This window comes from Streptomyces sp. GESEQ-35, from assembly GCF_017948485.1.
GTDB lineage: Bacteria > Actinomycetota > Actinomycetes > Streptomycetales > Streptomycetaceae > Streptomyces.
In genome coordinates this window covers 1-18,978 of record NZ_JAFFSX010000003.1, presented here as the reverse complement: position 1 = coordinate 18,978, position 18,978 = coordinate 1, and the positions used below count along the sequence as shown (strand labels likewise).

The window sequence follows — 18,978 nt, the reverse complement described above, 5'->3', positions numbered from 1 at the left end:
GAGGAGTGCACGGTGGAGACGGATGCGTCGTCGTCGCGCCGGCGTGGGCGCTTGGTGATTGACGACGCGAGCGCCGCCCCCATGGAGACGTACACCAGAGCTGACCAAGCGCGTCCACATGCGCGTGCGAGGGCAGTTGGACTTCCGAGTCCGTGGAGCGACCACCTGTCGGAGGTGGTTGCGTCGTGGACCCTAGTGGAGCCGAGCCCTGGTGGCGGGTGAGTTTCGAGGATTTAGTCCAAGAAAGCTCACTTGAGGCTCAACTCTCCTATACTGCACGCCTGTTGCGGGCCAGTCCGGCCTCTCTGCGCCCCGCAGTTCGCCCGCTGGGGTGCTCGCTCTGGCCTGCTGGCCAACTCCTGGACGTTGGCTCGGGAGCCCCCGAGCGTGGTGCACCCCGATATTCCGAAAATGCTATTACTCAAGTTGAATTGGCGATAACCAGTTCGTCGATCAGCCCGAAGAGGCCCAGACCGGTGGTCGGCAGACAGCCGGTGATCAGGTGCGGGCGGTACTGGATCTTCTTCTTGCGGATACCGCACCTCGCCCTCGTCGCCAGACGTCCCGCGGTCGTCATTCCGCTTGCGGATGCGCTAATACTCGACAGCCAGTCGGGTCGCGGTCTGCGCAACGAAGTCCTCCAGATCATGAGTGCCCACGAGGTGCTCCTTGTCGTCCGAGAGTTCGACAGCTGGCTGCGGTGCAGTTATCCACAGGCACACCTGTTCCCGTGATCATCGATCTACTGTGGCCAAACGTCGGCTACACCATCCAGGGCGTGTGGCGGTTGTAGCGGTGGCACGGCTAGAGCTACCAGGTGCCGGTCCGTCGGGCGCTGGAACGGGACGAGGAGGCGATTGAGTGTGGAAGACCGAGGTGTGGCCGCGGGTAAAAGTACCGCGCACGACTTGGGCGCCCATATCTGCTTCGCGGACGAGAGCGGGCGGTCGCTGATCCCGCCGAAGGGGCGCACATGGGCGCCGCGCGGGGCCCGACCGGTGGTGCGGGTGGCCGGTCGCCGCGGCGGGCGGGTAGACATCGCCGGCGCGGTGTGCTTCCGGCCCGGGCGCCACCCGCGGATGTTCTTCAAGCTGCACATCTACCACGGTCGCAAGGGCGAGTCGAAGTCGTTCGCCTGGAACTCGGCACCCCAGTGGTCTGGGTGTGGGACAACCTCAGCGTGCATCTCCAGCAGGAGCACTTCGACTTCGCGCCGGAGCAGAAGGAGTGGTTCGTCATCTTCCACCTGCTGCCGTACGCACCGGAGATGAACCTGAAGGAAGGCATCTGGAGCCTGCTGAAACAGGCCCTGACCGACTTCGCCGCCGCGGAGCTCAGACACCTGACCCGAGCGATCAAGCGGAAGCTGAAGAAGATCCAGTACCACCCGTACCTGATCACCGGCTGTCTGCCGACCACCGGTCTGGGCCTCTACGGGCTGATCGACGAACCGGACATCGCCAATTCAACTTGACCCTTCGCGGGCGTTTGGCTGTGCTGGAAAGAAGGAGAAGCAAATTCGGCGCAACGTTTCTCAGGTGCGAGTGGGCCGCGATGTGTAGGGAGCCACATCCGAATCCTACGGGTGGCGGGAGCATGAGGTAACTAGGTGGATGAGGTGTTCTACATTTCTGTTCGTAACCTGAGAAATGGGCCCGTTCATGCGTTTTGAGGCGAACGTTGAGATAGACTGCAAGTTCGCTGGGGGCAGACGCGAATGACTGGAAACACCTTCGCGAGGCATGTCACAGTTACCTCATCGCAAATCGCAGACCCTCAGAAAAGGATTTCATTGATGGCGAATGTTGCCTCTGCTTCAGCCCACATCCCTCAAGTCGCGCGTTCAAAGGATGGAGCGGACCTTCCGGCAGGAACGCTTGATGACGCCCTCTTCGCGGTCGACGTGGCCGCCGGAGACGATAGCCTCACGTCTGTGTCTCTCACCAGCCCGCCTAGCGCCGCTGTCCATGCCGAAGCGATCCCCGCAGAGGCCGTGGCCAATGGCGAGGTCTACACTCGCCGATGGGTCGTCGACATGATCCTCGACCTGGTCGGGTACACCACCGACCGGGATCTTGATCAATTGACCATCGTCGATCCCGCCTGCGGTTCCGGCGCGTTTCTTCTTAGCATCGTTGAGCGCCTCAGTGCCGTATGTCGAAAGCATGACAGGGACCTCCCCGGTCAGGGGGTCCGCGCCCTCGACCTGCTGAGTCGCAACGTGAAGGCAAGCCGTGAGGCAGTGGCGGACGTTCTGTTGGCGGATGGTTGGGATCGCGAGACGGTCGATACTCACGTCAACCAGTGGATTCAGCATGGAGACTATCTCCTTAACGCTGCAAGGGAGGCTGACTTCGTTGTCGGCAACCCACCGTATATCCGTCTGGAAGATGTTCCAGATCAGCGGATGAAGATTTACCGGAAGGGTCATCCGTCTATGGTTGGCCGCTCTGATATCTACGTCGGATTCTTTGAGAGGGGTCTACGTTCCCTCACGCCCGGTGGGGCACTCGGATTCATCTGTGCGGATCGCTGGATGCGCAATCAATATGGTCGTGAGCTGCGTAAGTTGGTCGCTGACCGTTTCAGCATGGATTTCGTTGCAACTATGCACGACGTGGATGCTTTCGACGAGCAGGTGTCGGCCTACCCGGCGATCACGGTTCTGCGTAATCGCCCGCAAGGCAGGTCAGTAGCCGTCGATACCACGAAGTCCTTTGGAGTAGACGAGGCTCGCCAGCTGATGAGCTGGATCGGCGACGAAGATCGCGCTGCTGCGAGCACAAGCAGCTTCAAGGCGGCCCGCTTGCCGCATTGGTTCTCGGCAGCGGACTCGTGGCCGGCGGGCAGCCCCGCGCGCCTCGGGTTGCTTGAGGACCTGAACGACCGGTTCCCTGTGCTCGAAGAGACCCTGACGAAGGTGGGGATCGGCGTCGCCACAGGATCTGACGCTGTCTTCCTCACCGAGGACGACACGCTCGTGGAGGGAGATCGGCTTCTCCGCATGGCGATGGTGAAGGATGCCAAGAGCGGGCACCTGAAGTGGCATGGCACTCACATGGTCAACCCGTGGGATGAGGATGGTGAGCTGGTAGACCTCGACAGGTACCCCAGGCTGAAGGCTTACTTTGAGAAGCATCGGACAGCTCTTGAAGGCCGGTACGTGGCACAGAAGCAGCCTGACCGTTGGTACAAGACGATCGACAAGATCGATGCGAGCCTCACTGATCGACCGAAGCTACTGCTGCCGGACATGAAGATGACTATTCATCCTGTACTGGATGAAGGTGGCTACTATCCCCACCACAACCTCTATTACGTCGTGTCCGACACATGGGACATGAAAGTCCTGGGAGGGCTTCTCCTATCTCGCGTGGCCCAGACCTTCGTTGAGGCGTACGCCGTGAGGATGCGGGGCGGCACACTCCGCTTCCAGGCCCAGTACCTGAGGCGCATCCGGGTACCTCGCCCCGAGGCCATCTGTCAGACCGATGCTCTAGCGTTGGCACACGCGTTTGATCGCCGTGATGTGCAAGCAGCCACAGAGGCCGCCCTCCGCGTCTACGGGATCGAGCGCATCCCGGACTGACGCTGACATGGGGGACTGATGAGCACCCAACCGAACTGGGACAACGACGCCTTGAACCGGGCCGTCCACGCGATGTGGGCGGCCCGTTCGCGTGGCACTCAAAGCGGGAAGCATATGGCCTCGGTCGAAGACCTCGTGATCAAATTCGCGAAGCAGGCTTGCAAGAACACGCCCATTACCTTCTTGAGAGGTGAGGCCGCCACACTTCCTGGGGTGTACCGGCCGCGCAAGAACTGGGACATCGTCGCGCTGGATGGTGACCGCCTTGTTTTTGCCACTGAGATGAAATCGCAGTCTGTGGAAAAGATCAGCAATAACGCGAATAATCGGAACGAGGAGGCCATTGGGAGTGCCACAGACTTGAGGCTTGCCCACAAGAGAGGGCTGCTTGGAAGGGATAGGGGAGATGATCATAAGCCCTGGATTGGGTACTTCTTCATTCTGGAGGAGGCACCCAAGTCGACGCGGCCGGCCCGCCAACAAGTGAGTGCCGCCCTTCCGACGGATCCCGCCTATGGGACTAACCCATCCTATGAGGAGCGATATCGCTTGCTTTGTCAGCGACTGTTGGAGAACAAGCTCTACGATGGAGCGTGTTTCCTTCTTTCGAATACCGATCCTGGCACCCTGATTAAGCAGCCGGACCCGGGCACTGGTATTGACTTTAGCGGCTTTATGGCCTCCCTTGGGAATTATCTCGCAAAGTACTGTGCAAACAGGACGTGAACCGGCTTGGGTCTGGAGGCTGCGTTCCAGCCATGCCAAGCGCCGAGACGGCACAGTCCACTAGCCTGATCATCGGCTTCGGTGATCGAGGCCCGCAGTGTCGAGAGCTGCGACAGTCTCGTGCGGCCTACCCGCTGGCTGCACGCCTATGGTGGTGGGTCCATGGACGGAAGATTCGAACTCGCAGTCCGGAAGTACTGGGAGACGCGAGAGCAGCAGACCGCGAGGCAAATCGCCGAGGGGAAGCAGGACTCAGGGCTCCGAGGCGCCGTCACAGGGGGTGCCCACCTCGATGCCCTGACGCAGCTGATCGTGGAACACTTCGTGGATGTCCTTGACTACCCCGCTAGCTCGATTTCTCTGGGTAAGAAGGCTGAGCTGCCGGGCTACTATCGGCCAACCAAGCAATGGGATCTCATCGTTAAGGATGGAACCCAGCTGGTTGCAGCTATCGAGTTCAAGTCGCAGTCCGGGCCATCCTTTGGGAACAACTTCAACAACCGAACGGAAGAGGCAATCGGTAGTGCCATAGATACTCAGCGCGCCATCTCCAAGGGCCTTCTTGGTGATGCCCGACCATGGCTTGGATATGTCTTCCTGTTGGAGGATGTAGAAGCTTCCACGCAGAGCGCTAAGCGAGACTTCAGGCCGAGCTTCAAAGTAGATGAGGCATTTGAGGGGCGACCTTCATATGCTGACCGTTATCAAGTGCTCTGCCGCAGGCTTGTCGAGGACGGGCTGTACGATGCCGCCTGTTTTGTGTTGGCTCCCAAAGACCCCGAGCGTTCGATAAGTCAACCCGATTCGAAGCTAGCCTACGCCGGATTCATTGAGTCGCTTACGAAGCATGTGCGCAAGGAGCCGGGGCTATAGCCGAAGGCGGCTTCACCCTCAGATGTCAAGAGTAGGAGAGCTGGGCGACATGATGCTGCTGAGCTCTTTCTGCTCCTTCAATTATGTCCCTGGTTATCCTGATAGTGAGGCTCTGGCCAGGGGCTACTGTCTGTCAGGCGCCTACGACACTGCCGCCGGGCCCAGCAGTAGCCTCCGGCTTTCAGGTCGTTACATCTAGCGCTCCTCGGGTGGCGCAGGATGCGAGATTCGAGCTGGTGCCCCCACACGCTTTCCAAAGGTCGCCTGGGGGTGCTGTGGCGTACGGGAGCGTTCTGACCTGCGGTGCAGCTGTTGCGGGTGGGGCTTCCGAACGGTGCTGTACGCCGGTGAATGCAACCAGAACTGCAACCACGGAGCGACTGTCTTCAGCCCCTCCGACCTGCGCCCACTCCGTGAACAGACCCGGTCGCCACTCCTCGATGTCGCAGTCGAGGTTGAAGAACACACGTCGGCGCGTGGGGGAGGCGCCCTTGTGTCATTGCTGGTGCACACGGGGCGGAGTATCAGTAGGGTGCTGGAGTCGTCATCGACCTGGGGGAACCGTGATCGAACTGTCGGAGATGATTCGCGAGCTGCGCCGTGAGTTCACGACGGCACTGTCCGCGGGGGACGGGGAGCAGGTGCGGTTCGAGCTGGGGCCCGTAGAGGTGGAGGCGTCTGTGACCGTGAGCAAGGAAGCGAGCGGCAATGCGCGGCTGCGCTTCCTCGTGGTCGAGGGAGGAGGCGCAGCCAAGATGGCGCAAGCCGAGACGCAGCGGATCACCTTCACCCTGCAGCCGCGTATTGCGAATTCCGGTGCGGCCGTGTTGATTTCCGGCGACGATGTGGCCGACGAGCGCTGAAGTGTCTACAGGGGTGCCCGCTGGCTTAGACGTGCGTCGAGCCGCGGAGGTCATCGTCTCCGGCAACAACGACAAAGGGGGGCGGGGGTCGGGCTATCTGGTCGCCATCGGACGGGTGCTCACCGCCGCTCATGTGGTGAGGGGTGCACGTACGGTCGAGGTGAGGTTCGACGCCGATCTGCCGACCGAGAGGGTTCACCGTGCCGGTGTTCTCTGGCAGGACACGGGCATCGATGTCGCCGTGTTGGCGGTCGAGGGCGATCGACAGAGCGTCGCCTGCACCGAGTTTGGACGCGTTCCCGATCGGGATGTCGTGCTGCAGTGCACTGCCGTCGGGTTCCCTGCCTTCAAAATGCGCACCGCTGCCGACGGCTCGCGGTATCGGGATTCGTGCCACGCCCATGGGACTTGCGCCGTGTGGTCCAACCGCCGCGAGGGAACCTTGGACTTCAGAGTCGCGGCGAGCCCTACGGCGACGGGGCCTAGGCGGGTCGCCGACCGATCTCCGTGGGAAGGGATGTCCGGCGCCGCCGTCTTCAGCGGTGGCACCCTCATCGGCCTCGTGGGCCGTCATCATCTGGCCGATGGGCCTGAGCACCTGGCGGTTCTTCGAGTTGATGGCTGGCACGGCAACCTGCCGGCCGATGCCGCCCGGCGCCTGGAGGACGCCATCGGCGTTTCGTTGCTGCCGAGCCGCCTCTCCACGGCGTTGCGCGAGCCCGACGATGTCAACGAGGCCAAGGACAGCCCATCGCTTGGGCGTTGGGTGAGCTTCTTACCGGCTGAGCACGCGCTGGCGCTGGAGGTTCATCCGGCGATCGAAGTACACGAGCCCGATCAGCAGCTCGACATTCTGCCGCCCTACCTCCAACGGCCCAGCGTGGACCACAAGTTACGTTCAGCCGTAGCCGATGCCGAAAACGGCAGTCGGCTGGTGATGCTCGTCGGCGGATCGTCCACAGGCAAGACGCGCGCGGCGTGGGAGGCGGTGCGCGCCTGTCTGCCGGACGGCTGGCGTCTATGGCACCCTCTTACCCCGGACCGGCCCGCCTCGGTGCTGGAGGCACTGAACTCGGGGCGCATCGCTCCGCGTACTGTGCTGTGGCTGAACGAGACCCAGCTGTACATGACTCCGAGTCCCCACGGCGAGCATGTCGCCGCCGCCCTGCAGGAGCTGCTGACTGACGGCCGAACGGGGCCGTTGCTCATCCTGGGGTCCCTCTGGCCCAGGTACTGGGAGGAGCTCACTGCCGAGCCAGAGAAGGACGGACACGCTTCCGAACCCCATGCGGCTGCCCGTTCGCTGCTCCGGCTTGCCACTGTGGTTCACGTACCGGAGAACTTCAGCGAGTACGAGCTGCTCGGCCACAAGCAGCTGCTCGATGCCGATCCCCGTCTCACGCAGGCTACTGAAGCAGGCGATGGACGTGTGACTCAATTCCTTGCCGGAGCACCGGAGTTGATCCGTCGCTATCGCCATGCCTCGATTCCCGCTCGTGCCCTCCTCTGGGCAGCGATGGACGCACGGCGACTCGGCCACGGTGCGCGGTTGCCGCGGGCATTCCTGCAGCATGCAGCGTCTGGCTACCTCAGCGACGACGAATGGGACCTGTTGGAGGACGACTGGTTCGACCAAGCGCTCCGGTATCTTTCCGAACCGTGTCGCGGCACACGAGGCCCGCTCAGTCCGATTCGCCGCCGCCCCGCTTCGGCCGGCGTCGACAGCAGACCGGGGTACCGGCTCGCCGACTACCTGGAACAACATGGCGGTACAGAGCGGTGGCACATCAGCCCGCCAGCCGCCTTCTGGGAGGCGGCGGCCCATGCGGAGACCCCGCAGGACGTTTCCCTGCTCGCGTACGCCGCCCGGCAGCGCTGGAGGCTTCGGGACGCGGCCAGCCTGTACGAAAAGGCGGCCGTGCAGCAGGACGTACAAGCGCTTGAGGGCGTCGCCCTGCTGCGCACGCACACTGGCGACAGGGCGAATGACCCGAGTCGGGTCGACGCGGGGGGTACAGGAGCCGCAGCAGCTGCCGAGTCCGATATTCACTGGAGCCTGCGGCAGAGCGTTGTACGCGAACGGTTGGCTGCGAACGACGAGGCGAAAAGGCTGAAACGACAGAACGGCACTGATGCCATAGCACCCTGGGGGCGAGCCGAGATGGCGGACTCCCGGATGTGGCGGGAGATGGCCCCGTTGCGAGAAGCCGCCCCGAATATGGAGGCCACCGAGGGCCTGTTGCTGGAGGCGGTGGTGGAAGGGAATACTCGGCTCCTGTTCAACTTGGCCTTGATCAGAGAGCTGGCGGGCGACCGCAGTGGTGCTGAAGGAGCCCTCCAGCAGGCTGTCCGGGCCGGTCACGTACGTGCTCTGAGTGACCTTGGGCGGCTGAGGGAACTGGCCGGTGACCGCGAGTCGGCTAGCCAGTACGCGCTCGAAGCGGCCTCGCATGGACACATTGCGTTCCTCAAGTCCTTGGTCGAATACCGCGACCAGTACGACCCTCGGTCGGCAGAACGACTGGCGCAACGCGCGGCCGACGCCGGGCATGCGCAAATCCTGATGAGACTGGCAATCCGTCGCACCTGGACAGAGGGCCTCGTCGGCCCATGGATGCGACTGTGGCGGTACGGGTTGACGGCGGAGGGGGAGATCAGCCGACCATGGCGGTGTCCACCGGGGCCGGAACGAGGCGAGTGTGGAGCGTAAGCGGGAGTTGGTTTCCAGGCGCGTTCGTGCCTAAGTCCGTGGGCGTTCGCACCGCACAACGGCTTCGGCATCCCTACCGCTTTATCTCAACGGCCATCCTTAGCAAGGAGATCGCCAGGCAGCCCACTCGATCGAGTGACTGCTTTCGGAGGGAATGGGCCCAGGTGGGCATTCCGATGGCAGAGTTCACCACACACGTCGGTGGTCCATCCTCGGCGTCCGCCTCATGCCGCCGTCGGCGGAGTAGGAAACCAGGCGAGAGATTCCCAGGCCCATGGTGCCGTTCGGGTTGATCCTTCTGCGGGCGTCGGCAGCTGGACCGTACGAAGCGGAACATGCCGAACAACCAGGGTTGTCGGCTTGCGTCCCGCTGCCCCGAGGCTCCGCCTCGGGCGCGTGTCACGCGCCCGGCGGACGGGTGCGTGCTGTCACCCAGCTCCGGCTGGGAGAAGGACAACTCCGTTGGCAACCAAGCGGCCTGACGGCATCTATCCCTACATCGGCACCGATAGCTGGGGCGAGCGACTCGCGGACGCCGTCGAGAACACCTGTGAGCAAGCGGGTGTGATCCCGCCCCCGCGCTCCGCGATCACCGAGGGTATCGCCACCGCCCTCGGCGACACCGAGATCAAGAAGATCGTCGTCACCTCGCGTGGCAAGAAGGTCCTCACCCCCTCCGCTTGGCGCGAGGTCAACTCGGGTGACGACAAGGTGCTCTTGCTCATCTGCGACGTCCACGGCGCTGCCGTGGTCCCCTGGGACCTCAATGACCGCACCGTCAGTTCCTGGGCTCCGCCGAGCCCGGAAGCCACCCAGCGCGTCGTTGAACTCGTAACTGCTGAAGCCGACTTGGAGAACGCGGAGAAGGCCAAGAAGCTCGCCGAGAAGGAGTGTGATGCCCGGCGACGCGCACCCGGCGATGATCCGCACGCCGCTGCGGCCCTCGCCGCGGCGCAGGAGAAGTACGTGCAGGCCACCAAGCGGGTGCGGGAGGCTGAGCGCACGAAAGCCGCCTTGCTTGCCGCACTTGGCCAGCGCCGGCCACGCCCGGTGGTGCACGCGGCAGAGGAAGGCGGCGAGCCCAAAACCGCCCTCGTCCTGGCCGAGCAGCCGTACGAGGTGGCCGTCCACGTTCACCGCTACGCCGTGGAGAACCTGCGACGCTCCGGCAAAACCCGCGGCTACGACCTCGCCGAGTCCCTCGTTACTGCCGGTCAGCTGACGCGTGGCATGAGTGTTCTCCAGCAGTGGCAAGTCGCCAACGCCGATGGCAGTACCTCCCGGCTGTGGCGGATGGCCGCAGTGACTGCCAATAACCGCGCCCTAGCCCGACTAGATGTCTTCGGTCTGCGCTCCGAGCACCTGGTAACCGGGATGCCTCAGGCCGCTGTGCCGCTTTCCAAGGGGCCGAACGACCCCACCGTGCTGCTGCTCAGCCAGCGGGAGATCCTCAACCGCGTCTCGCACGGCTTCAACGAGGACAGCGCCGCAGAGGTGACGGAGCCGGACCACAAGGCGCTGCGGGCAATGAAGATCGCCACCGTGCCGGCAGAGATTGTCATCGGCTGCAGCAAGCCTGCCGCGCTGGAGCACGTGCTGCGGGCGTTGAACGTCAACGACCACCTGCGCGGAATCCAGCCGTACGACGAGGACGCGCGCCTGATCGCTTTGTTTGCCACGCTCGTGGACACCTACGCCAAGGAGGGCAAGCTGGGTCCGATCCTTGCCGACGCCTTCCCCACTACTCAGGGGGCTGATCTGTTGGACCTGGGCGGCGTGCGCGACGCCCTCACCGCGAACGGTTCCCTCGACCCGCTGGCTCCCCTTCTGCCCGCCGACGAGAAGGTCTCGCCGGTCACCCTGCGGGACATCGCCATCCGGGCCATCACCACCCTCGTTTTCCCGGACGTACCCCCCGCCGGTCCGGAGACGGGCAAGCGCCAGGTTCGGGACACCGGACCCTACTGGCCCATCGTGAAGGCCGCCCTGCAGGAAGCTCCGTGGAGCCAGATCCGGGCCAAGACCGCCGAGGCCCGTACCAGGCTCTGGTCCGCTGCCATCGCGCAGATGTTCCTGCACCGCGCCAACATTCTCTCCGCGCTCGGCCTGTTCGGCGTGCCCGAAGTCAAGGACGGCTCCGGGCAGGACCCGCGGCCGCTCAAGGAACTGCTTCTCGGGGCCGAGGCTGGAGACGCCACTGCGTGGGCCGCGTTGGTGCGACGGATGACACCCGCGCTGATCCACGCTCCCGAACCTCTGATCACTCCCGGTCAGGGCAGTGAAGCGGGAGCGGGTCGCAAGGGCGTTCGCCGTACGCCGACGAATGCCCTGGCGGCCTTGACGCTGGCTTACACCGAGAATGCGCTGGGAGTCAGCAGGGAGCTTCTGCTCGCGTTCGCCCGGTCCGTCCTGGAGCACCCGGACGCGACCCAGGCGCCGGAGGCACCCGGCGGCGGACGGCTGGTCTGTTATGGCGAGAGCCTCTGGAGCGAGGAAGACCAGACCCCGATCGTGCCGGGGATGGTGCTCGCTCCTGACCTCAATGGCGATGCCACCTCCTTTGTCGCCGACAAGGAGTGGTTCGATCACCTCTTCCCGGCAGAACTGGGCCGTGCCTCACGGACCGGTGCCTCTGGCAGTGACGTCGGCGACGGGGGGACCGACTCCGAGAGCACTAACCAGGTGGACGGCGCCACGACCCTCCACGGGCAGGTACCGCCATACGACCCGCGCGACCGACTTGCCGAACTCCGACGAGAACTGCCGGCCCGGATCGAGCTGGCCGAAGGCATCTACCAGCGTGCCGTCGAGGCGACCAACACCCTCCTAGAGGACTTCGGCGAAGCGAGCCGCCTGCGCTCTCAGATGGGTGAGGATCCGCTGCCTGCCGACCAGAGGATCCAGTGGATGGAACGCCTGGCGTCCGCCCGTAAGGCGGCTCAGGACAGTGCGACGGTGCTGAGCCAAGTGGAGGCCCTCATCCTGCAGGTGTAGGGCTTGCCCGATCTTGGAGATCAAGCTCTCGTGGTGCGGGTATCGGCGGCCAACAGGTCGGCTTGAAGTGGTGCTCGGCTAGCGGCCCCACCGGCCGCTGGGGCTCGTGCACGTAGCCGTGGTCCGCCCAAGTCCAGCCAGTGCAACTGGGTCCATGGCACGACGAAGGCTTCGACCGAATTTTGGTCGGAGCCTTCGTTTGCCCAGATGGGAGGCTGCGGAGGATACGAGATTCGAACTCGTGAGGGGTTGCCCCCAGTACGCTTTCCAAATGTTCGTCTGGGGGTTCGGGGTGGGACGGGGGCGTTCTGACCTGCGGTGGAGTGGGCGCTGACGCGGGTTCTGGACGTCGCCGGACGGGGGTGAATGAGACCAAAAGTGAGACCAGTCTGTCCCGGCTGCCGTTGATCACCGTGACACGGTCGGAATCGCTTAGGTGAGCGATGAATCCGCATCTCGGAGCGCTTGTCCCGCGATGTCAGCGATGTGCCCGACACGCTCGCGCAGCCGGGCAAACTCTCTGGTTTGCTGTCGGCCAGCCACGACCTTGGAAAGGGCAGCAATCACGGTTTCCTGGTGGTCACTGGTGCCCAGAACCTTGGCGGCACGGCGGAGCATGGCTGCATCCACATTCACGGAGCAGGTCGGCTCAGGTGGAGATGGAGTGGTCGGCTCAGGGGCTCGCCTGGCCGTGCGCCGGGCGGGCGAGGGTGCCGACGAAGGCGTGGGTGCGGCTGTTGGCGGGGGTTCCGGCGTAACGGTGTCGGGACTGCCGAGCACCGTGACTACCGGCTTCCGGTAGCAGACGTTCTGGCCTGCCTTGGTCGTTAAGGAAACCAGTTCCATCGTGAGGTCGCAGACCGCAGACCCGCCGACACGTTCCAGCGCCTCCATCAGATCGGAGAGCTGCTCGGCCAGCATCCATGAGCTTGTCATGAAGTGGAACTCGCCGAGCATGGGTGCCGCTGCGATTCGGAAGGCGAGGTCGATGGAGGGCGTCGGGCCGCGGCCGTATCTGGCCGCCAGCCTCTTCTCCTCAAGCCGCGGAGGGCAGCCGCAGGAGTGACCCTCTTTCTCTTGCGGTGACAGGAACACCGAGCCGTCGCAGTGGTGGATGACCCCCTTGCTGCTCCAGAGGACCATGCGAGCCGTTACCGCGCCAGGCCCATCCATGATTACGCGTACGCTCTCACGGTTCGTCAGGACTTCGTGGGCGAGGCCCCCTCGTCCTTCGTTTGGCCGAGGTTGGCCTCCCAGGAGGCCGGCGATGCGGGCAGCCACCTCAGCGTCGTCGGTGGTGACACGCCACGCATCCAGCGTCTGGGGACGTCCTTCGGATAAACGGCCTTGGTGGAAGCGCCCGGCTCGGGCGGCTGTGCTCTGCGTCATCTGGGAACCTTGATAGAGCGGACAACAGATGAGGTCCTCACCTCTGCGTGCCGAAGATGTGGCACGTGGCGGGCAACAACTCCGACAACAAGGCGGCGCTCAATCATTCACCTTGCTTCCGGTGACCGCCCTCCGGCCTTACCTCGACAGAGTGAAGCTTGACCGTATTGCTGCGGTGATGCCGAGGCATTGAAGACGACCGAAGGCGATCAAGGTGCACCGCTGTCCAACCGTGCTCACCGTCGTCATCCAGAAGCCCTCGGCAAGGGCCTACCTGCATCACCACTATGCCCGCCGGACAGACAGCGGAGGCCGTGCACTTCAGGGAGCTCGGGTTTCCGCGCTCGTCATGGCCGTCGGCTTTGGTACCGGGCCTGGAGGCTTTGCCGACTCGCCGGCGTCTCCTAGGCCGAGCAGGAGTGCCAGGACGGTCATGACACCCACTGCCGCCCCGATCGAGCCCACGAGGTCTCCTCGGGTTGGGGCACCAGTGTGGGTCCGCGCGGTGTGTTTGTAGACGGCGAGCCCGACGACGCAGCCGATGACGAGGAGCATCATGGCTTCGGGGGCGATCTGTACGGTCATCGCTGGCCTGCCGGGCAGAGTCGTGGCCAGCTGATCTTCCCGCTGGCCGCGAGCCCGCGAGCGGTCCTGCGGAGTCGGTGCAGCTGTCCCTCGACCGCGCGGGCGCTCATACCGCCCAGGAGAGCGCCAATTTCGCGCTGGTTCAGCTCCGGTCGGCGCAGCATCAACGTGCAGATGGCAGCAGCCTCCGGAGTGGCTTCGTCGAGTATCCGCTGCAGCGTGTCACGCGAGGCGACCGTTTCAGCGGGGTCGTCAAACAGGCTGAGCTGACCGGGGAAGATAGCGCTGGCCTCCGCGGAGTTGAGGAGGCCGGAGGCCATCACCGCCACTTCCCGGCGCCGCTTCCTGGACCAGGTCTTGAACGCATCACCGAAGGCCATGACGCATCCGCCCACGAAGAAGGTGAACATGCTGGCGCCTTTGTCTGGGTCCCATTCACCGCCGCGCAAAGAGCGCTCCAGGAAGCGGGGCGCGGCCGCCGTGACGCTGTCCACCGCCAGGGCTTCTCGCACTTCTGAGGTCCGGGCGAGGATGGACAGTTCGATCTCGGAAGCGTCGAAGGCGACGCTGTACCGGTGGCAGTGGTGAGTAATCGCGCCCGTACGCATCCACGCGGTCAAGGTGCGGATGCCATACGTCCACAGCTCCTGAGCGAAGGCGTCATACCGGGGTCCGCGAAATTCCGCCCGTAGCAGCTCGTCGTAGATCTGCCTGTCCTGCTCGAGGGCTAGGGGAGGCGGAGGCGGATCCTCTGTGTACTCGAGTGGCATCTCCACTTTCAGCTCAGCCTCGTCGCCGCTGGTGATCATTTTGAGCAACACCAATCCTCGTACGGTGGTTTTAAGTCTTGGCGACTCATATGGATGCGGAGACTCGAGATCCCACACCTTCGCCGCGACTTTTTTGGTGCTGCTCCTTGGGCAGTCATGGGAGGACGCGGGGACTGCTGAAGGTCCTTGGCTCCCACGACGTCAACGCCCACTACGAGCTCGCGTCCAGACTCCGGATGAGTTCGCAAGTCCGGAATCCGTTCCGGCTGAGTCCTCCGGGCGAAAGGAGCACTGGGCCGATCACGGCAACTCATGTGCTGTGGCCCGGCCGCTCCGACGCCGTGACCCCAGACGTAGCGTCACGCTCTGAGGGCAGGAGCCATTCCCTCGGACCCGCCATGCCCGCAGAGAGCGGACGAAAAAGGGGCTGTCAGTGCCGCCTGGTATCTGCTGTGGTATCAGATAGGCCGCGATATGCGCCGGATCGCCAGGAGAAGCGATTCATGCCCTTCACCGCACTGCACCCCACCGCCGGACGACTTGATGCCACCCAGCCCGATCTTGGGTGCGCGATGGACTGGGCCCAGATCCACAAGTCGGGTCCCCGCGTGCTGCTCACCTGCCCAGAGTGCTCCTGGGGCGTCCACGCCAAGATCTCTCGATACGGTGTGCGGTTTTTCTGCCACGACCCTGGGCGGCCGCCGTCATGCGAGCTGTCGAATGAGTCGTGGGGACACCACATGCTCAAGCTGGAGCTGGCGGGCGCGATCCGCGCCGCCGGATGGTACGCCGAACTGGAAGTCCCGGCGGAGGACGGCTCATGGCGGGCGGATGTCATGGCGTCCTCGCCAGATGGCACGGAGCGCATGGCGTGGGAGGCGCAGCTCTCGCCGATCACCGTGGAGGACATCCGAGCTCGAACTGCCCGCTACCGGGCCGAGAAGATCGCGGTGTGCTGGGTCAGCCCGCACAAGAAGCCGCCGCAGTGGATGGGCGCTGTGCCGGGAGTACGCGTGCGTGCCCCGGAGGCCGACGGGCCCTGGATGGTGGATGACGGAGTCGCAGGGTTCAACTACACCGCTGGCGGCTGGACGTTCCGAGAGGCGGAGCTGCAGAGGTTCGTCCGGTGGGCACTACATGGGCAGCTCTTGCCCTGCCGTAGCCTGCCGCGGTATCGACGGGTGACCCGCGTGGTCGAGGACCGGTACTGGGTGTCCCTGCGGGACTTGTGGTGGACCTCCCGGCAGTCGGTGCGCTCCCAGAACGAACACGAGGAGATGCGCCAGCGCCAGGAGAAGGCGAAACAGGCGCGCGAGAAGCAGCAGGAGGCGGAGGCAGAGCGACGGCGAAAAGAGCAAGAGGAGGCGGATCGGCTCCGCCGTGCTGAGGAGGCTGCCCTCCGCCGAGAAGAGCAGGAGAAGCGCAACCGCATCCGCATGGAGGAGATGCGCCAACGGCAGACCGAAGAGGAGACCCGCCGCGCTCGTGAACAGGCTGAGCAGGAGGAGAGGGACCGGCAAGCGTTGGAGGCAGCGAAGGCATGGTGGGGTCGGCTCTCACGACAGCAGGTCGAGGAACTGTTTGCTGCCGTTGCCGCACTGGCCTGGCGGGAGGAACAACTGCGAGTGGAGATACCAGAGAACCCGAGCTTGGCGGCGCACTTCGCCTACGGTGTGCCGGTGTACTCCCAGGGGCGATATCACGCGCTATACGGCATCGTGCGTCCGTGCCCCGCCCTCGTGTCGCTCTCGCCCCAGCTGTCGTATCACCGAGCCTTCGTCCGTAACGCCCAGGAGATACGGGAGTTCGGTGAGACGCCAGCCGGCCGCATCACACACCTCGACCTGCCCGATCACGAGCAGCTGACCATGGACTGAACTTGGTTGTGGCTGCCCTATTGGGTCGCCCTGTGGGATTGAGACGACCGATCGTCACACTGCTCACTCGGAGTGGTGACGGTGCCATTTACACCAGTGACCTTCGCACTGCGGCAACCAGCGAAGCTGCACGCACATCGTCGGCCCCTCCGATGATGTTGTTCATCACGTAACCGAAGGCAATGCCGTGCTCCAGGTCGGCGAAGCCGAGTGAGCCGCCTCGCCCTGTGTGGCCGTAGGCGCTCGGGCTGGTCATGGGGTTGGCTTCGGTGGGCAGCATGTATCCGGTGCTGAATCGGCTCGGGATCAGCATCACCCGGTCCTTCCCGCTGGCCTGTTCCTTGGTCGCTGCCTGCAGGGTCTCCGGGGTGAGCAGGCGTATGCCGTCCACCTCGCCGATGAGCGCGGCGTACATGCGCGCCAGTCCGTGTGCGGTGCTGATGCCGTTGGAGGCTGGGAGTTCCACGGCCTGCACCTCGGGCGAGTCGAAGTCGATCTCGGTGGGGTCGGTGACGGCGTACGCCCTGTTGCTGAATGACTTGGGGTTGCGCCAGGCGGCGACCAGTTCGCGGAGTTCTTCGGGAACCGACTCGGCGGGCACGGTGGTGAGGTCGACGTCCGGTCGTTGGTACACCATGCGGCTGACCCGGGCGCGTTCCTCCGCCGGCAATCCGATGAAGAAGTCCAGCCCGAGGGGAGCGGCGATCTCGTCGGCGAAGAAGCGGCCCGGCGTCCGGCCGGACACCCGGCGGATCACCTCGCCGACAAGCCAGCCCCAAGTGCGACCGTGGTACCCGTGCGCTGTGCCCGGCGTCCACAGGGGACGCTGAGCGGCCAGTGCGGCCGCCATTGGATGCCAGGCCAACGCCTCGTTCAGCGGGACCGGTTGGTCCAGCGCGATCAAGCCAGCCTGGTGGGACAGAAGCCAGCGCACCGGGATGTCCGCCTTGCCGTTCGCGGCGAACTCCGGCCAGTACTTCGCCACCGGCGCGTCCAGGTCCAACGAGCCGCGCTGGGCCAGCATGTGAGCCGCGGTCGCGGTGGCCCCTTTGGTAGCCGAGTAGACGAGCTGCAGCGTGTCCCGCGTCCACGGTCGATGGGTTTCGGGGTCGGCGACGCCGCCCCACAGGTCCACCACCGGTCGGCTGTGCTGGTACAGGCACACCGCCGCGCCGATGTCCCCATGCTGGGAGAAGTTCGCCTCGAACGCCTCACGCACCGGTTCGAACCCAGCCGCGACCTCGCCGTCGATCGTCGTCATGCCATCCATCCTGGCATTTGGATCGTCTACTCCGGCGAGGCGGGCTGGCCTTCGACGTACGAGAGGGGGCCTGTCAGGCCGCGACGGGAAGGGCCTGAAGACGCTCGCGGAACTCGCGGACGGCGGAGACGGACTTGCGCGGTTCGAGTCGAGCGTTGAACTCCTTCAAGCGGTCCAGAGCCCGTACGGAGCTGACACTGCTCTCCAAGAGCCCAACGCCGTAGTTCGCGGCGTCCAGAGCCCCCTCCAGGTCTCCGCCGGCGAGCCGTGCCTCTGCCAGGCGACTGGAGCGTACGGCTTTGTCCCGAGGAGCCGCGCTCTCCACGGAGGTCTCCAGGGAACTCGTCGCGCGCTCCACCTGCCCGGAACGCAACAGGACCTTGCCCTCGGTCGACTTCAACTGCGCCTCGCCGAACCAGTTGAGCCAGTCCGGGTTCTCCTCCGCCGCGCCGTGCTCCCAGAGCGACACGGCTCGGTTGAGCGCCGTTCCGGCGTTCCGATGGTCGCCGTCACGTGACAGTGCCTCGGCCTTGTGCAGGTAGAGGAAGGAATGGGTGTACGGCGACAGAGTTTGAGGCGCGTTGTCTATGGCGGTCGAGATGAGGTCGACCCGCTCGGCGGTCCGTCCAGCCTCGGAGACCTGGACTCCCAACTCCGCGAGGATGAAGGCGCCGAAGGCGTCGTCTCCAGAAGTTCGAGCGCTGCGCAGGGCCCCGACGTAGTAGTGCTGGCCGGCGGACCGCAGGCCGGCGTCGTAGGCCATCCAGCCGGTCAGGTGCGATACCCGGGCCGCTAGCGAGTAGAGGCGGACTCGAATCCTGTCCGTGTACCGGCCGGCGCCGAGGAGACCAGTCACCAAGGCGAGGTCACCGCGTGCCTGCTCCAGGAGCCGGGCGCCTCCGAGTTGGTCGTCGAGCGTGCGGAGCGTGCTGATGCGCTGCTCGATCGTCGAGACCATCGTGTCCGTGACCTGGTCGCCGTTGAGCGCTGAGGCGAAGGCGGAAGGCGCGTCCGCCCAGCTCGCTGCGAGGCCCGTCAAGGCGGCGCCGGTTATGGTGAGAAAGCCCCGGCGGTCCATGCGGCCACTCCCCACGAGTTCGGACAAGGCTTCAACGGTACCGGCCTCGGTCCACGGCGTGGCGAGCCCTGCAATCTCCCAGACCGGTAGCCATCGGGGCCATCCTTCCTCCCGGACCTGCTCGAACGGCACCCGCAGCAAGTTGGCCAGCACACGCTGGGTATCCGCGTCCGGCTCCTGGCCCTGCTCCCACTTCCACACGGTTGTGCGGTTGGTCGCCAGCGGGATTCCGAGTGATCTCCCGTGCGCTTGCATGAGGCGGG

The 18,978-nt window shown here is 64.7% G+C and carries 13 protein-coding genes; 8 read left to right on the top strand and 5 right to left on the bottom strand.

Going from position 1 to position 18,978, the window contains the following annotated elements:
- Positions 1-421: 421 nt before the first annotated feature.
- Positions 422-577: a hypothetical protein gene (locus tag KCH87_RS07055; RefSeq protein WP_210585037.1), complete on the bottom strand. Its 156-nt coding sequence runs from the start codon at positions 575-577 to the stop codon at positions 422-424.
- A gap of 603 nt (positions 578-1,180) precedes the next feature.
- On the opposite strand from KCH87_RS07055, the gene KCH87_RS50380 reads away from it, so the two are divergent.
- The 7 genes from KCH87_RS50380 to KCH87_RS07020 all read left to right on the top strand — a co-directional run bounded on the left by KCH87_RS50380 (position 1,181) and on the right by KCH87_RS07020 (position 11,755).
- Positions 1,181-1,474, top strand: coding sequence for a hypothetical protein (locus KCH87_RS50380; protein WP_308298773.1), 294 nt, complete (start codon positions 1,181-1,183; stop codon positions 1,472-1,474).
- A 321-nt stretch (positions 1,475-1,795) separates the two neighbouring features.
- Positions 1,796-3,589, top strand: a complete 1,794-nt coding sequence (locus KCH87_RS07045; RefSeq protein WP_210585036.1) for an Eco57I restriction-modification methylase domain-containing protein — start codon at positions 1,796-1,798, stop codon at positions 3,587-3,589.
- 18 nt (positions 3,590-3,607) lie between these two features.
- Positions 3,608-4,315 carry a PaeR7I family type II restriction endonuclease gene (locus KCH87_RS07040; protein ID WP_210585035.1) on the top strand — a complete coding sequence of 236 codons (708 nt, stop codon included), beginning with the start codon at positions 3,608-3,610 and terminating at the stop codon, positions 4,313-4,315.
- 162 nt (positions 4,316-4,477) lie between these two features.
- Positions 4,478-5,188, top strand: coding sequence for a PaeR7I family type II restriction endonuclease (locus KCH87_RS07035; RefSeq protein ID WP_210585034.1), 711 nt, complete (start codon positions 4,478-4,480; stop codon positions 5,186-5,188).
- 563 nt (positions 5,189-5,751) lie between these two features.
- Positions 5,752-6,051, top strand: a complete 300-nt coding sequence (locus tag KCH87_RS07030; RefSeq protein WP_210585033.1) for a trypco2 family protein — start codon at positions 5,752-5,754, stop codon at positions 6,049-6,051.
- Positions 6,052-6,082: 31 nt separating this feature from the next.
- Positions 6,083-8,761, top strand: a complete 2,679-nt coding sequence (locus KCH87_RS07025) for a trypsin-like peptidase domain-containing protein (RefSeq protein WP_210585032.1) — start codon at positions 6,083-6,085, stop codon at positions 8,759-8,761.
- 462 nt (positions 8,762-9,223) lie between these two features.
- Positions 9,224-11,755 carry a hypothetical protein gene (locus tag KCH87_RS07020; protein ID WP_210585031.1) on the top strand — a complete coding sequence of 844 codons (2,532 nt, stop codon included), beginning with the start codon at positions 9,224-9,226 and terminating at the stop codon, positions 11,753-11,755.
- Positions 11,756-12,187: 432 nt separating this feature from the next.
- Here the strand turns inward: KCH87_RS07020 and KCH87_RS07015 are convergent, their stop codons facing one another.
- Positions 12,188-13,144: a hypothetical protein gene (locus KCH87_RS07015; protein ID WP_210585030.1), complete on the bottom strand. Its 957-nt coding sequence runs from the start codon at positions 13,142-13,144 to the stop codon at positions 12,188-12,190.
- Between the two features lie 581 nt (positions 13,145-13,725).
- Positions 13,726-14,538 (bottom strand): hypothetical protein, encoded by an 813-nt coding sequence (locus tag KCH87_RS07010; protein ID WP_210585029.1) that lies wholly within the window; start codon positions 14,536-14,538, stop codon positions 13,726-13,728.
- 701 nt (positions 14,539-15,239) lie between these two features.
- Here KCH87_RS07010 and KCH87_RS07005 point away from each other — a divergent pair.
- On the top strand, positions 15,240-16,376 hold the full coding sequence (locus KCH87_RS07005) for a competence CoiA family protein (RefSeq protein WP_247195860.1): 1,137 nt from the start codon (positions 15,240-15,242) through the stop codon (positions 16,374-16,376).
- 88 nt (positions 16,377-16,464) lie between these two features.
- Here KCH87_RS07005 and KCH87_RS07000 read toward each other — a convergent pair whose 3' ends face one another.
- Entirely contained in the window at positions 16,465-17,637 is a 1,173-nt protein-coding gene (locus KCH87_RS07000) for a serine hydrolase domain-containing protein (protein WP_210585027.1), read from the bottom strand.
- A gap of 73 nt (positions 17,638-17,710) precedes the next feature.
- Positions 17,711-18,978 (bottom strand): transcriptional regulator (locus KCH87_RS06995; protein ID WP_247195859.1); only part of this gene is annotated, 1,268 nt, incomplete at its 5' end.